Annotated in this window: 11 protein-coding genes; 7 read left to right on the forward strand and 4 right to left on the reverse strand. The window is 45.9% G+C overall.

The window, feature by feature from the left end; all coding sequences use genetic code 11:
- Positions 1-178: 178 nt before the first annotated feature.
- Positions 179-2083: a glucosamine-6-phosphate deaminase gene (gene nagB, locus V7Q33_RS21610; RefSeq protein WP_331975691.1), complete on the reverse strand. Its 1905-nt coding sequence runs from the start codon at positions 2081-2083 to the stop codon at positions 179-181.
- An 86-nt stretch (positions 2084-2169) separates the two neighbouring features.
- Here nagB and V7Q33_RS21615 point away from each other — a divergent pair, with 86 nt between their 5' ends.
- The 4 genes from V7Q33_RS21615 (at position 2170) to priA (ending at position 8466) form a co-directional block, all read left to right on the forward strand.
- Positions 2170-3147, forward strand: coding sequence for a GSCFA domain-containing protein (locus tag V7Q33_RS21615; protein ID WP_331975693.1), 978 nt, complete (start codon positions 2170-2172; stop codon positions 3145-3147).
- Positions 3148-3235: 88 nt separating this feature from the next.
- Positions 3236-5263, forward strand: a complete 2028-nt coding sequence (locus V7Q33_RS21620; RefSeq protein WP_333821232.1) for a thioredoxin domain-containing protein — start codon at positions 3236-3238, stop codon at positions 5261-5263.
- A 142-nt stretch (positions 5264-5405) separates the two neighbouring features.
- On the forward strand, positions 5406-5909 hold the full coding sequence (locus V7Q33_RS21625; RefSeq protein ID WP_333821233.1) for a hypothetical protein: 504 nt from the start codon (positions 5406-5408) through the stop codon (positions 5907-5909).
- A 55-nt stretch (positions 5910-5964) separates the two neighbouring features.
- Positions 5965-8466 carry a replication restart helicase PriA gene (gene priA, locus V7Q33_RS21630; protein ID WP_333821234.1) on the forward strand — a complete coding sequence of 834 codons (2502 nt, stop codon included), beginning with the start codon at positions 5965-5967 and terminating at the stop codon, positions 8464-8466.
- A 78-nt stretch (positions 8467-8544) separates the two neighbouring features.
- On the opposite strand, the gene V7Q33_RS21635 is transcribed toward priA, so the two are convergent.
- The gene (locus V7Q33_RS21635) at positions 8545-9228 is read right to left on the reverse strand and encodes a head GIN domain-containing protein (protein ID WP_333821235.1); all 684 of its coding nucleotides are present in this window, start codon (positions 9226-9228) and stop codon (positions 8545-8547) included.
- A 158-nt stretch (positions 9229-9386) separates the two neighbouring features.
- On the opposite strand from V7Q33_RS21635, the gene V7Q33_RS21640 reads away from it, so the two are divergent.
- On the forward strand, positions 9387-9791 hold the full coding sequence (locus V7Q33_RS21640) for a tellurite resistance TerB family protein (RefSeq protein ID WP_331975703.1): 405 nt from the start codon (positions 9387-9389) through the stop codon (positions 9789-9791).
- Between the two features lie 60 nt (positions 9792-9851).
- Here the strand turns inward: V7Q33_RS21640 and V7Q33_RS21645 are convergent, their stop codons facing one another.
- Both V7Q33_RS21645 and V7Q33_RS21650 read right to left on the reverse strand, forming a co-directional pair.
- Complete coding sequence (locus V7Q33_RS21645; RefSeq protein WP_333821236.1) at positions 9852-12425, reverse strand: ABC transporter permease; 2574 nt, start codon at positions 12423-12425, stop codon at positions 9852-9854.
- Between the two features lie 84 nt (positions 12426-12509).
- A complete protein-coding gene (locus V7Q33_RS21650) occupies positions 12510-13214 on the reverse strand; it encodes an ABC transporter ATP-binding protein (protein ID WP_333821237.1) in 705 nt (234 codons plus the stop codon).
- Between the two features lie 87 nt (positions 13215-13301).
- Between V7Q33_RS21650 and V7Q33_RS21655 the strand changes: the two genes are divergently transcribed.
- Both V7Q33_RS21655 and V7Q33_RS21660 read left to right on the forward strand, forming a co-directional pair.
- Positions 13302-13910 (forward strand): arylesterase, encoded by a 609-nt coding sequence (locus V7Q33_RS21655; protein WP_333821238.1) that lies wholly within the window; start codon positions 13302-13304, stop codon positions 13908-13910.
- Between the two features lie 215 nt (positions 13911-14125).
- A complete protein-coding gene (locus tag V7Q33_RS21660) occupies positions 14126-14956 on the forward strand; it encodes a hypothetical protein (protein WP_333821239.1) in 831 nt (276 codons plus the stop codon).
- Positions 14957-15573 lie beyond the last annotated feature (617 nt).

Here is a 15573-nt window from a genome sequence, read left to right on the forward strand (position 1 = left end):
TTAGAAATGACCCCGCTTCATTTTTTTAACTTAGTTTCCCCGGACACCAATAGCCGCTAGCTGCAGGCCTCAAGTTACTGGAAAAATAAAGTGGTGTGTATGCTTTTCAAATTGAAGGCACACACACCACTCTCGCTCACACTTCTAGCAGCTTGTAGCCAGAAGCTCGCAGCTATTTTTAAAATTTGTGTCTTACAAACGCTTCCATCGCTTCGTATTCAGCGAGGCCCAGTTTATTGTAGGCTTCTGCGGTAGCGTGGTTGCGGTCTTCTGCACGCATCCAGAACTCGCGCTTGTCGCTGCCCGGGAACATAGCGCTGTCTTTCTGCGACTGGTGCTTGAATACAGCTCTGCGCTTGCGCATCAATTCATCCGGACTCAACGGCACGGCCATTTCAATCTGGTCGATATCCCACTCCTGCCAAGCACCACGGTACAACCATACCCAGCAGTCTTTCATCCAGTCTTTGTTCTTCAGTCGGTTCACCGCTTCCATTACGGCTGCCAGACACACGCGGTGTGTACCGTGCGGGTCAGACAAATCGCCGGCAGCATAGATCTGGTGTGGCTTGATCTTTTCGATAAGATCCATGGTGATTTTGATATCATCTTCACCCAACGGCTTTTTCTTTACCGCTCCGGTTTCATAGAAAGGCATATCGAGGAAGTGCATCTGCTCATCCGGCAGACCTACATAGCGGCCACCTGCTTTTGCTTCTCCTCTGCGAATTAGTCCTTTGATCTTCAATACCTCCGGAGTATCATTTTGTCCGGGGCCCTTCTGGCGGATTGACTCCACTACTTTCTTATAGAACTTCTCACCATCATCTTTACTCAGACCGAACTGAATGTTAAAGTCGCGAACGAAATCTGCAAAGCGAACAGCATCGTCATCAAACACCGCTATATTTCCGGAAGTCTGATAGGCTACATGCACTTCATGCCCCTGGTCTACCAGGCGGATGAAGGTACCTCCCATCGAGATCACATCATCGTCAGGGTGTGGCGAAAAAATGATAACGCGCTTCGGAAATGGATTGGCGCGCTCCGGGCGGTGCGTATCATCTGCATTGGGTTTACCTCCCGGCCAGCCGGTAATGGTATGCTGCAGGTAGTTGAATACTTTAATATTTACCTGGTAAGCCGAACCAAACTCCGTAATGATATCGCCCATACCATGCTCCATATAGTCGTGGTTGGTAAGTTTCAAGACTGGTTTACCGAGCACCTGGCACAACCAAACTACCGCTTTACGGATACGTGTTTCGTTCCATTCAATGCTATCCAGCAACCACGGTGTTTTGATGCGAACAAGTTCGGAAGACGCTGCATCGTCTAATACCACCAGGCAGTTGTCGTGCTTTTGGAGGAATGAAGAAGGGATCTGGTCGGTGACTGGCCCTTCTACCGCTTTCTTGATCACTTTTGCCTTGCCTTCGCCCCATGCCATCATAATCACGCGCTTGGCTTTCAGAATTGATCCAACGCCCATGGTAATTGCCTTGCGTGGCACATTCTCTTCCCCAAAGAAATCGCTAGCTGCATCGATACGGGTTACCTGGTCGAGTGTAACGAGGCGGGTGAATGATTTCTCTGTAGAACCAGGTTCGTTAAAACCGATGTGACCTGTACGGCCTATACCCAGTATTTGTATATCAATACCACCCAGCTCATCGATCTTGCGCTCATAGTCTTTACAAAAATCCGCTACCTTCTCTTTTGACAAGGTACCATCGGGAATGTGCACCTGGTTTTTGGGAATATCGATGTGATTGAACAGGTGCTCATTCATGAAGCGCACGTAACTCTGCAGAGTGTCGGGCTGCATTGGGAAATATTCATCCAGGTTAAATGTATGCACATGCCTGAAGCTCAGCCCCTCCTCTTTATGCATGCGCACGAGCTCGGCATACACACGGGTAGGCGTTGAACCGGTAGCCAGGCCCAGAACACAGGGCTTACCTTCCAACTGACGGTTTTTAATCAAAGCTGCGATCTCTTTGGCTACAAACTCAGAAGCCTCGGTTGAACCGCTAAAGATTTTTACAGGGATTTTTTCAGATGCAATCAGGTCGTTGTTCATATTTTTGATTGAATGATTAAGTCAATTGTGAATCTAAAGTACTTCAAAACACGCTAAATTTTCAAGTGTTTGCGGTAACATAATTTATGAACCCTTTCAGAACCACTTTAAATGCAGGTGTGTCAACGCACACCATTTCTCTTTCCGACCGGATCGCCACCCTGGGATCATGTTTTGCCGATGCCATCGGCTCACGCATGAGCCGGTCTAAGATGCAAACGCTTGCCAATCCGTTCGGGGTGCTTTACAATCCTGTATCCATGCACCGGGCGTTACGGTACAGCATTTTCAACGAAACGGTTCCCGACCATACCTTTCTAACCCACCACGATGTTTTTCTAAATTACGATTTTCACTCTGAGATTTCGGCGCTCAGCAAAACAGTATTACAGCACCAGCTCATCAACACCATTGGGGCAACCCATCATTTTCTAAAAGACGCACAATGGCTTCTTCTCACCTACGGCACTGCCTGGGTTTATGAGCGGGCAGATACGGGCGAGATCGTGGCCAATTGCCATAAGCAGCCCGCCAGTCAATTCAGAAAGTCGCTGTTATCGCACAATCAGATCGTTGCCTCTTTCGAAGAAATGTATACAGGGCTGAAAGCTCTTAACCCAGCTATACGCATCATTTTAACGGTGAGCCCGGTGCGGCATATCAAAGACACCCTGGAACTGAACAGCGTGAGTAAAAGTATACTGCGTGTGGCGTGCCATACGCTGCAAGAGGCTTACCTCGATGTGGTATATTTTCCGGCTTATGAGATACAACTGGACGACCTGCGCGATTATCGTTTTTATAAAAGCGACATGCTTCACCCAACCGAGCAAGCCGAAGACTATATCTGGGAACAATTTGCTGCACGCTATTTCGATGTTCGCTTAAAAGACTTCATCGAGCGATGGAAGGGTATTCAACAGGCGTTGCATCATAAGCCCTTCCACCCTGCTTCGGCAGCGCACCAAAAATTTTTACGCGATACGCTTCAGAAACTTGAAGAACTAAAATCGTGGGTAAATGTTGATGAAGAAATAGCCACTCTTCGATCACAACTTCAATAATATATCCATCAACTGCGGGTATGATTATTGGCGATTACCTTGTAGTATTATTACCACTTTTTATTTCTGACAATAAGATTTACAATTCATGAGCAACCGACTGATCCATTCAACATCACCTTACCTGCTACAACACGCTCACAACCCGGTTGACTGGTTTGAATGGGGAAAAGAAGCGCTTGAAAAAGCGCGCAAAGAAGATAAACCCATATTGGTAAGCATTGGCTATTCGTCATGCCACTGGTGCCACGTAATGGAACGCGAGTCGTTTGAGAACCACGATATAGCCAACGTAATGAACGAACACTTTGTGTGCATCAAGGTTGATCGCGAAGAACGCCCCGACATCGACCAGATATATATGGATTCGGTGCAGGCGATGGGTGTAAACGGAGGATGGCCGCTGAATGTATTTCTAACGCCAGAACAAAAACCATTCTTTGGCGGCACGTACTTTACACCGCAGGCATGGGTACAGATACTCACAAATATTAACCGTGCATTTATAGGCAATCGCACCGAGATAGAGAGCACCGCCGAAGAGCTTCGGTTGCATTTGCATCGCTCGGATGTTGAGCGCTTCCGGCAGAATCATGGCGATACAGATCTTCGTCAGGACATAGAGGGCATTTACCAGAAACTGGCCGCACACTTTGATACTCGCTGGGGAGGTATGGATCGTGCTCCTAAATTCATTATGCCTTCGGTGTGGCAATGGTTGCTGCGCTACCACCATATAACGCAAAATGAAAAAGCCTTACAACAGGTGCTGCTAACTCTGCGCAAAGTGGGTATGGGTGGTATATATGATCAGATCGGAGGAGGTTTTGCCCGCTACTCGGTAGATGGAGAATGGTTTGCTCCACACTTTGAGAAGATGTTGTATGATAATGCCCAATTACTAAGTCTGTACGCAGAAGCCTATACACTTACTGGTGATAATGAATTCAAGACGATTGTGTATGACACGTTTCAATGGCTGCAACGCGAGATGACCAGTACTGCAGGAGGCTTTTATTCTGCGCTCGATGCCGACAGCGAAGGAGTAGAAGGTAAATATTACTGCTGGACGAGCGATGAGATCAACACACTGCTGAAAGAAAATGCAGCGGCTGTTTCTTCGTATTATTCAATATCACCGCAAGGTAATTGGGAACATGGCCTGAACATTCTTACACGACATCACACGGATGAAGTATTTCTGGCAAAGGAAAAGCTCGATCCATTGCAGTGGCAAGATACACTGACGCGAAGTAAAGATATACTGCTGCACGAACGCGGGAAGCGCATCAAACCCGGTCTTGACGACAAGATCATTACCGCCTGGAATGCGATGATGATTGTAGGATTGACCGATGCCTGTAAGGCATTCGCGGATAAACAATTCCTGAACGCTGCCATTCGCAACATGCAGTTTCTGGAAAATGAACTAATGGTAGGAACAAAACTATATCGTTCTTTTAAAGGGCATCGTTCCGGCGTAGAAGGTTTTCTCGATGACTATGCATACGTAATCCAGGCATACATTCGATTATACGAAGTAACATTCAACGAATACTGGATCAATCGTGCTGCGCTGTTGTTGGAGTTTACACTGGATAAATTTTTCGATGCCGCAGAAGGATACTTCTTTTATACCGGCAGTGATGCGGAAGAACTGATCACGCGCAAGAAGGAAATATTCGACAATGTTATACCTTCTTCAAACGCAATTATGGCGCACAACCTGTTAGCCCTCGGCACCATATTGGATCGCGATGACTGGAAAGAACGCGCAGCCACGATGACTGCATCTTTCAGTCACCTGATAAAAGGCGAGCCGAACTATATGTCGTATTGGGCAATAGTATACACTTCCATCCGTAAAGGCCTGGTAGAGGTCGCAATTGTGGGCGATGATCTGCACGATATTCGGAAAAATTTACAGCAACACTTTTATCCGTTCGCGCTTTATTTCGGAACAGCCGATACCAGCACATTACCACTGCTCAGCGACAAAACAGCCAACGGCCAGTCTACGGTTTATGTATGTCGTAATAAAACATGTCAGTTGCCCGTGCATACCGCGAAGGAAGCAGAAGAGCAAATTAGGAGGCTGCAAGCTTCCAACCGCTAGCTGCCCAGAGGCGTGAAAGTGTTCAATAAATCGCGACAAATACCACACTCAGGCCTCTGCCCCGCACGTCTAGCGGCTGGCAGCCAGAAGCTGGCAGCTCTATTATAGCAGCTTTCCTGGCAATTGTCTATCTTCGATAGCCATGCTCCATCAACGCCCCCTGAAAGCATGTTTAGCTCAGCACCTTCCGGGAATATTGATTCTCCCCGGGCTGTTGTGTATTGCATCGTGGGTATATGCCCAGTCGCCTACGGGGGTTTACTTTACGGTGGAATGTACGAAATATACTTCCAAGCCGCGGGTTGTAACATTATCGGAAAAGAAGGTGCATGTATGCGTTACCGATCAGCCGGTAGTAACGATCGATGGATTTGAATACGTAAGCGGCCTCACGGAAATACAGGAACAAAACTTTTCTTTCTTTGACGTAACACTCACCGACAAAGCTTTCCAGACCCTCAAGAAGTTAAGCGCCACATTATCCCTGAAAAACCTGGCGTTTATTATCGATAACGAAATAGTGTTTCTCTTCGAGATGGACTCTTCCAACCCCACGCGCATCTTCCGCATTACGGGCACCTACCACTCGCGGGATGTTAACCGCATCTACGAAAGGCTCAAAACATTCACAGCCTCAAAACGATAGCAGCCAGTAACACACGCGATTATAATAGCCGGAAAAAAATAGCTTTTTTTGGGAAGTGGAAATTTTCGATCAGCCTTATACCATCGATACATTCTTTGCAGAGCTGCTGCTGCCGGTGCCTATCCCCAAGCTCTTCACCTACCGCGTGCCGCACGTGCTCAATGAGCGGGTAGCAGCCGGGCAACGGGTGATCGTACAGTTTGGTGATCGCAAAATTGTTACCGGCATCATTGTAGCCTTGCACAAGCAGGCCCCCAAAGAATATGAAGCCAAATATATACTCGAGCTGCTGGACGACTTCCCTTCCCTCAACGATCTGCAGTTGAAGCTCTTTCAGTGGATGGCCGATTACTATATGTGCACCATGGGCGAAGTGCTCAACGCTGCACTGCCTTCCGGCTTGAAATTATCGAGCGAATCGATGGTGCAGATACACCCGGCTTTTAACCTCGAAGAAACCGATCAGGCATTTTCAGAAAAAGAAATTATACTACTCAAGCGATTACAGCAAGAGTCGCTTACGTATTCTGACATTGCCAAACTGCTGGGCACCAAACATCTTTACTCCATCCTTAAATCGCTAACCGGCAAAGAGGCTATTATACTCTTTGAAGAGATACGCGAAAAATACAGGCCGAAGATAGAAAAGAAAGTACGCCTCACATCTGCGTATGCATCATCGGAAGCACTGGAAAAATTATTCAACCTCATTGCGGAAAAACCAAAGCAGGAGGATGTAGTATTGAAATATCTACAGCACGTTCCGGTCATGCATCATGCCGATGCCAACAAATCCGGGCTGGCCAGAAAGAAGCTGTTATCGGAAGATATATCTGAATCATCACTCAGTACACTCATCAAACATAATGTCTTTGAAGAGTTCGAAGTGGTGGTACCCCGATTTGATATACCGGAGGCCTCACAACCTCCGGTAATACTTTTGAGCGAAGACCAGGAACATGCACAAAGCGACATCTTCAAAAATTTTGAAACGCATGCTGTTACCTTGCTGCACGGCATCACCGGGAGCGGTAAAACGGAAATATATATCAACCTCATCCGCAAGGCGCTCGACAGCAACACACAGGTGCTATACCTGCTACCGGAGATAGCACTCACCACACAGATCGTGCAGCGACTTAAAAAAGTATTCGGAGCTTCCATGGGTATATATCACTCCAAATTCTCCGATGCCGAGCGCGTTGAAGTGTGGAACGGTGTGTTGCAGGGTAAATTTAATTTCATTGTCGGGGTTCGCTCCTCTATATTTTTACCGTTCGATAACCTGGGGTTAATCATTGTAGATGAAGAACACGATGCCTCATACAAACAGCAGGAACCTGCGCCCCGCTACAATGCACGCGATGTAGCGATGGTAATGGCGCAGATGCATCACGCCAAAGTATTGCTCGGCTCTGCTACGCCATCCGTGGAATCGTATTACCAGGCACAGCAAGGTAAATATGGATTGGTTGAACTGACCAAACGCTTCGGCGATGCCCAACTGCCGCAAGTAGTGCTGGCCGATATGGGCCGCGAACGAAAACAAAAAACAATCAAGGGAGAATTTTCCGGACTGCTGCTGAAGAAAATAGAAGATGCGCTGGCTTCCAAAGAGCAAGTCATCATCTTTCAGAATCGCAGAGGCTACTCGCCAATGGTAAATTGTGAAGACTGCGGCTGGGTGCCCAAGTGTGTAAACTGTGCTGTGAGCCTCACCTATCACCAATTCAGAAATGCACTGGTATGTCATTATTGTGGGTATAAAGAAACGCTGCCGCAGCAATGTCCGGTGTGCACCTCTACCCGTATTCGTACCGTGGGCTATGGCACTGAAAAACTGGAAGAAGAACTTAGCCTGCATTTTCCTTCCGCGCAAGTGCAGCGCATGGATCTCGATACCACACGATCCAAAACAGGTTATGAAACCATCATCGATCAGTTTGAACGAGGCGAAACAAATATACTGGTGGGCACGCAGATGGTAACAAAAGGTCTTGATTTCGACCACGTGAGCCTGGTGGGTATATTTAATGCCGATCGCATGATTCACTTTCCTGATTTTCGTTCGTATGAACGTGCCTTCCAGCTCATCACGCAAGTAAGTGGCCGTGCAGGCAGAAGAGATAAACCCGGGCTCGTAGTGATCCAGACATCAAGTCCTGATCACCCGCTGTTGCAAACTATATTGCGCCATAACTTCCGGGAATTTTTCTCGGCACAACTGGCCGACCGGCAGGCACATGATTATCCTCCTTTCACGCGCCTGATCGAGATTACAATAAAACATACAGACAAGAAAACATGCAGAAATGCTTCTGAAACACTAGCGGAACAATTGCGCCTGCATCTCTCCTACATCCGCATACTGGGCCCGGGCGAGCCTGCTATCTCCAAGATCAGGAATCAGTTCCTGATGAATATACTGCTCAAGATTCCGCGCGGTAAATATGATCTGGCCGCAATCAAGAAGACGATCGCTGCATTAACCGGTCAATTGATAACAGACAAAGCTTTCCGCAATGCCCGCGTGATTGTGGATGTTGATCCGATGTAAAAGAAAAGTCCACGACTATGCATGGACTTCTTATTTACTCTACCGGATTTACTATAGCAGAATTTATAGGTATATCTCTTAGCTCGATTTCTTTACAGAGCCGCCGCTGCTGGAATCGGTAATGGATTTATTCGGATTTCCGCGGAAGCGAATTGTGCCACCGCTGCTGGCATGTGCTACCAGGTCGTTTGAAACACTGATCTTGATAGAGCCTGCACTGGACGCTTCGGCCTGCACATTCTGGGCATCGAGGCTATAGGCATCTATTTCTCCGGCACTGCTGGTCTCTACGGTCAAGGCTTTGGTTTTGCCACTCAGCGTAAGCTCCGCGGCGCTGGATGCGCTGGCCGATACACTTTCAGCATCGAGTGTTACTTCAATCTCTCCGGCACTGGACGCGCTGATATCCATGTTTGTACTTTTTATCGCGTCTTCGGCATAGATGCTGCCGGCCGAGCTGGCAGAAAGTTTATCGAGCTGAACATACGTAACATATACTTTGGCGCTCACGTTGCCGCGATACCGCCCGTCTTTCATGTGTACTTTGAGGTATGAACCTGCTATTTCGGTAATAACATTATCGGCATCGGTGCCGGATACTTCTACCCGCAGGCTCTCCTTATCTCCTTTTTTGAGATAAACATTCACACCTTCTGCTACTTTTATACCCGAGAATGAACCGATGGAACGGGTCTGACTCTGTTGAGCCCATGCACCTGCAAGGCAGGTTACCAGGAGGACTATACTTAATAAATTCTTCATACGACTATCATATTTGCACCAAAGACAACCTGCGAATATAAGGGTTGCATGGTGCAGGATGCCAGGTAATTATTTTGTTGATGTATTAAAACATTGTATTTTACACTGAATTTCATAGTTCATTTTTTAACATTTGCATTTTCTAACCAAGAGCTTCTATGATTTTTGACAAAAAAGCCGAATTAAATGTGCTAATCAATCTGGCTGCCAGCGATAAAAAAGTAGCCGATCGCGAATCTAAACTCATCCAGACTATTGCCAAAGCAAACGGCATCAGTAAGGAAGAAGTTGACCAGCTGCTGAATAATCCACAGCCTATCGGCAGTATGAACAGCCTTACCAACGATGAAAAATTTGAGCACCTCTACTTCCTGATCCAGCTGATGAAGATGGACGGACAGGTTTTCAGAAGTGAAATTGTTTTCTGCGAACACATTGCTGAAAAACTGGGATTCAAGAAAGGTGTTGTTGCTGAGATATCACAGCACGTTTACAGCGATCCTTCTATCACGGCAGATCGTGATATGATCAAACAAAAAGCCAACAAATTTTTGAAGGGATAAATTTTTACTGATCTCTGTTCAGCAAAGCCCACGGTATATACCATGGGCTTTGTTATTTTATCAGCTCTCCTTTCGCAGTATCTGCAACGGAGGTGTACTGATCACCTCGCGTGAATTAAGCCAGCCAATGATCATCGTGAGAAAAATTACTCCCGAAGCAATGATCACCAGTTCAATCCAGTCGAAGCCAAACGTAATCTCGAAGAAGAATTTCGTGAGGAGCCAGCCTCCTCCCATCGACAGAATCATTCCCGTAAGGGCGGCAAACAGCCCCAGCCATGCATATTCAATCAGGGTGATCAAGGTGATCTGACGTGTGCGTGCTCCTACCGTACGCAACAATACATTTTCCCGGATGCGTACGAACTTACTGTTGATTACGGCACCGGCCAATACCACCAGCCCGGTAATAATACTGAAGAGCGCCAGGAAGCGGATTACAAGCCCGAGCTTATTGAACAGATCATTTACTGTGCTCAGGATGAGACGCAGATCGATCAGCGATACATTCGGGTATTGCAACACCAACTGTTGTTGAAATGTATTGGCGCGCTGCTGGTCATCAATGCGTGTAGCCGTTACAAATATCTGCGGTGCATTTTCCAGCACACCTTTTGGAAAGACAAAGATGAAGTTGGGCGGATCTTTCGGCCAGTCTACTTTGCGTATGCCCGCTATACGTACCCGCATGGGTATACCTTGCATATCGAACACGAGCGAATCGCCTACACCTACCTGTAAGTTCTCTTCCATGCCTTCGGAGATGGTTACCCAGATGGAATCTTTGCCGGCCTGTTTCTTTTGCAACTCACCCTTGAGCAGCTCTTCAGAAGCCGTTAAGGTATCGCGGTAGGTAACGCGATACTCGCGCGATAATGCCCAGTTCGGTATATGATCGGTAGTATCATTCTGCATGGCTTCAACTGATTTACCCTTCACTTCGCTCAGGCGGCAGGTAATGATGGGCACTACCTGGTTTACCCTAAGCTTGTTCTCCTCCATCAATTTTACCACACCTTCTTTCTGCGAAGGCTGTATATCAAATAATATAGTATTGGATTGATTCTCCTGTCCGGTAAACTCCACCTGGCTCAGCATACTTTGCTGTACTATATTCAACGTAGAGATAATGAAGGCGCCCAGACCAATGGTTACCAGCAGCACACGCGTTTGGTTGTTGGGGCGAAATAAACTCGACAATGAGTGCCTCCATACAAATCCGGCCCGACTCGGAAAAAATTTACGAACAAGAAAGAGTAAAAATGTAGCCACCAATGCCAGGCATGCCAGCGCTGTAATCAGTCCGAGGAAGAACATGGCACCCGTCATCAGACTGCGCGTTTGTATGGCCGCAAAAGCCATCGGAAACAACGCAATCAATACCAGCACGGTAATTCTCGTCTTGGAAAAACGGTTTTGGATAGCTGTATCCGATGAGGCGCGCAACACCGTAAGCGGTGGCACAAACCTTACCGAGATGAGCGGCAATATCGAAAAGAGTATAGATACTACTGTACCCAATAACAGCCCTACCAGCAGCGAGCGTATCGAAAGAGAGAAGCCAACATCAAACGGTATAACATTTTTAAGCAACACGGGAATAACCTGCTGTATACCGATGCCGATCAGCGAACCAACAATGCTCCCAGCAATGCCAAGTATAAAGATCTGGATAAAGTATATATTGAACGCCTGCCATCCTGAAGAACCTGCACATCGCAGCATCGCCACCTCTTCGCGCTTCTCACGGGCATATATATGCACCGAGCTTGCTACACCAATACAACCGAGAATGAGCGCTACAAATCCCAGCAGTGAGAAGAACCTATAGATGGACATGAAACCTTCTCCAAGACTCGCCTTGCGTCCCTCCACAGTCTCATACGAATGGCCTGCCTGTTTTACGATCGGGCCCAGCGTTTTCTCTACACTCTTTACCTGCTCGTCATTATCAGCCTTGAAATATTGCTTATAACTAACACGGCTTCCGTATTGCACCAACCCTGTAGAGTACAGGTCAGCCATGGATATATATACGGATGGCGTGAAGGTCGTCATAATACCGCCTCCACCGGGAATTTTCTTTACAACTCCCGCTACTTTAAATACACTTTTGCCTAATCGCAAGGAGTCGCCAGAGCTTACATCAAACTGGCTGGCCAGCGTTTCATCCAGCATGGCATAACCACCGCCTTGCACACGTGTATAGGTATCCGCCGGTAACGTCTCTATCTCTCCGTAAAAAGGAAACGGACCGGCCAACGCCACCAGTCGTATAAGACGCGATTGATTGTTATTGAGAAACAGCACCATGGACGCCATATCTGCCTCCGAAGCCTGCGCCATGCCTACTGAATCAAATGCTTTCTTCAACTCAGGACTAAACTTCTTATCGCCATTCACTACAAAGTCGGCACCGATCAGTTCTTTAGCATTGCGGTCTATATCATTCTGCAAAGCATAGTTCAGCGAGTCGAGCGCCACTACGGCTGCTATACCGGTTACGAGTGAAGCGGTGAACAACAGCAAGCGCGAAAAGTTATGACGGGCATCGCGCCACGCCATTGTCCATACCCAACGGTCGGTAAATATATTCTTCGTTTTCCGCTTCAGCTTTATGATATACTCAATCATCGGATCGAAATGTATAGTTGAAATTTAGAAGATTGGAAGATTTCATTTTAATTTTTTAATCTTCCAATCTTCTAATTTTTAATCTTAATCATTCGCTACTGCCATGGATGTATGCACCTCTTCTACGAGCTTGCCGCCCCTCATGCGAAGGATACGCTGTGTGCGCTGGGCAAGATCGAGGTTGTGCGTTACGAGCACCAGTGTAGTGCCGTTCTCCTTGTTCATACCAAAAAGAAGTTCGGTAATGCTGTGGGCATTTTCTTCATCAAGATTACCCGTGGGTTCATCAGCAAACAATATTTTCGGATCGGTGATAAACGCACGAGCCATCGCTACACGCTGCTGCTCGCCTCCCGACAATTGTGAAGGATAATGATGAAGCCGGCTTCCCAGTCCTACTCTTTCCAACAAGCCTATGGCTTTGGGTTGCACGTTGCGTTCGCCACGAAGCTCCAGCGGCACCATTACATTCTCCAATGCTGTAAGTGTAGAGAGCAACTGAAAATTCTGGAACACAAAGCCTACATATTGATTGCGTATATAGGCACGATCGTCTTCATTCATGGCATTAAGCTTGAAGCCCATGAGCGATACGGTGCCAGAAGAAGGAGTATCCAGCCCGGCACATAATCCGAGCAATGTAGTCTTTCCACTGCCGGAAGGACCAATGATTGCTACCGAATTTCCCTGTTGCACAGAGAACGAAACATGATCGAGCACTGTAAGTTCGTTGCTCGCAGAGCGATAAACTTTGGTGAGATTCTCGGTTTGTAATACCGTATTTGACATGGTTTTTGTTATCAGCTTGTATGAGTAATCGTTAAAAGAACTAAAATTGTTCTGGTTTCAGGATATCACTAACAGATTTTTTCATATATGGTCGGAAAATTAGGATTGATTATTTCATTCCTGCTTTTATTTCAGGCAGGTAATTCCACAAAAACTATTCTGTTCTATGGCGACAGCCTCACCGCTGGCCTGGGCGTTTCACCGGAAGAAGCATTCCCTGCACTGGTTGAGAAAAAAATCAAACAGCAAGGCAAGCCCTGTAAAGTGATCAATGCCGGACTGAGCGGCGAAACTTCAGCCGGTGGCGTATCCAGACTTGAATGGGTGCTTCGACAACCGGTAGATATATTTGTGCTCGAGTTAGGCGCAAACGATGGCCTTCGCGGGCTCCCGCTCGATCAGACGCAAAAGAATCTTCAACAGATCATCGATAAAGTAAAGGCTAAATATCCCAAAGCTAAAATTGTACTGGCCGGTATGATGGTGCCACCCAACCTCGGCCCGGACTATACGGCTAAATTTAAAAAAATGTACCCGGACCTGGCCAGGAAGAACAATATAACGCTTATACCATTTTTATTGCAGGATGTGGCGGGCAGTGAAAAGCTGAACCAGGCCGATGGCATCCATCCCAACGTAGCAGGACACAAGATTGTAGCTGAAAATGTTTACAGGGTCATTCAGCCGTTGCTATAAAATGGCAGGGGATGTAAAGCTACTGACTGCAGGAACCTGAGGGAGTGGAGATTAAACCGACTATTTTAGTTGACGAAAGAGATATTTTAGCTGCAACGCTCCCCCTGTTTTTATCTTTATTTACGGCTATATTTGAATCATGACAAACGATAACCGCACTGTTTATTGAATCCAAATCATTAACCGATTTGTCAGCCTTATCCGCAACGCTAAAAATGAACCATCCAACCACCGTGGCACATTCACCTATAAAAGGTAAAGTCATCCTACTTTTTATTTGGCTGTTATCGGGTTATAACACTTTTAGTCAGGATAAGGATCTACAGAAGTCAAGAGCTATCATTCTTGAGGAAGCATTACAATTATATAAACTTGAAAAAGCATCTTGGCATAGTACCGATATATTGCTTCATGACAATGCTTCATTGCTAAATCAAATAACCGGCTACCTATCCTATTCTAAAGGCGATACCACCAACACTATATTTTGGAATAAAGCTGGGCAAATTCTTTTAACAATAGGTTATGACAGTATTGCCAATGAACATAACGGGATTGTAAACGCAAGTGCCAGGGCTGCAACTTCAAAAGAAAACGATTTAATGGCATTGCGAAATGTAGCGTTCGAAAAGTTAAGGAAGAACGAAGGAAACTTTTTCACATTTTATGAAAGGACAAGTCCCAATTTTATACCTATTATAACTCCGAATGAACGAATTGTATTTATACTTACCGGAAGCAATGAAAAACAATTATGTATTGGTAATGATTATAAATTATGGTTCAACGAAAAAAATGAAATCATAAAGAAGGCTCAATTACATAAATCTTTAATCCCCATTGGAGCTGACAACAATAGCGTAGGTACATACCACTCACATGTGCTGGCCGATCAGCCATTTATGACCTCCACTGATATTTGCACTTTCCTTTTGTATAAAGATATATTGCACATGAGCAAGCATACAGTTATTTCCGATAAGTACACTTCTATTTTCAATGCCGATAATTTAACATTCATCATCGTGCCCAGAAGTGATAAATAAAAAATTGTTTTTACGAACTTCAGGAAAATGAATTCTGCTTATCCACTAAAACAATGGTTCTCCACCTTAATCATTGGTCCACTAATGATAGTTACCTACTATGCTTTTGATACCCCTTTAAAAGCGAATGTCGATGTAATTCAGATTTACTTCTTAATCCTGACATTTGGACTATTTATATCCTTGCCTGTTTTTCTCATCAGTGTATTTGTTTTTCGCAAGATGATCAAAGCTGAAAAATCGAATCTTGCTATAAAGACTACATTGAATATAATAGCATTGAGTGGGACTTCGATTATATTCTATTTTATAAGAGGCACTACAGCCTTCGCGCTAGCCCTTTGCTACATGACGGCTGTTATCTTAAGTAGTATTTTCTTTAAAATAAAGAAGCCAAACAATGAGTTGTCCGATATCAGTAAATAACTCACACAGCACGATATTCAAACTATAGCGCCAGCATCAAGAATAACGAACGAGGAATACCAATCAACGAATGTTGATGTAAAGCGCCTCCCACTCACGCACTTCCAGCAGCCGTAGCTAGCAACCAGCAGCTATTTTATTCAAATCGCAGCGACTCGATCGGATCAAGTTTCGATGCTTTATGTGCGGGA

Origin of the sequence: Ohtaekwangia sp. (assembly GCF_036786105.1) — a bacterium.
GTDB lineage: Bacteria > Bacteroidota > Bacteroidia > Cytophagales > Cyclobacteriaceae > Ohtaekwangia.

Excerpts from the sequence above, each read along its gene's own strand:
- nagB (WP_331975691.1), bottom strand. The coding sequence starts at position 2,083 with ATGAACAACGACCTGATTGCATCTGAAAAAATCCCTGTAAAAATCTTT.
- V7Q33_RS21615 (WP_331975693.1), top strand. The coding sequence starts at position 2,170 with ATGAACCCTTTCAGAACCACTTTAAATGCAGGTGTGTCAACGCACACC.
- V7Q33_RS21620 (WP_333821232.1), top strand. The coding sequence starts at position 3,236 with ATGAGCAACCGACTGATCCATTCAACATCACCTTACCTGCTACAACAC.
- V7Q33_RS21625 (WP_333821233.1), top strand. The coding sequence starts at position 5,406 with ATGCTCCATCAACGCCCCCTGAAAGCATGTTTAGCTCAGCACCTTCCG.
- V7Q33_RS21635 (WP_333821235.1), bottom strand. The coding sequence starts at position 9,228 with ATGAAGAATTTATTAAGTATAGTCCTCCTGGTAACCTGCCTTGCAGGT.
- V7Q33_RS21640 (WP_331975703.1), top strand. The coding sequence starts at position 9,387 with ATGATTTTTGACAAAAAAGCCGAATTAAATGTGCTAATCAATCTGGCT.
- V7Q33_RS21645 (WP_333821236.1), bottom strand. The coding sequence starts at position 12,425 with ATGATTGAGTATATCATAAAGCTGAAGCGGAAAACGAAGAATATATTT.
- V7Q33_RS21650 (WP_333821237.1), bottom strand. The coding sequence starts at position 13,214 with ATGTCAAATACGGTATTACAAACCGAGAATCTCACCAAAGTTTATCGC.
- V7Q33_RS21655 (WP_333821238.1), top strand. The coding sequence starts at position 13,302 with ATGGTCGGAAAATTAGGATTGATTATTTCATTCCTGCTTTTATTTCAG.
- V7Q33_RS21660 (WP_333821239.1), top strand. The coding sequence starts at position 14,126 with ATGAACCATCCAACCACCGTGGCACATTCACCTATAAAAGGTAAAGTC.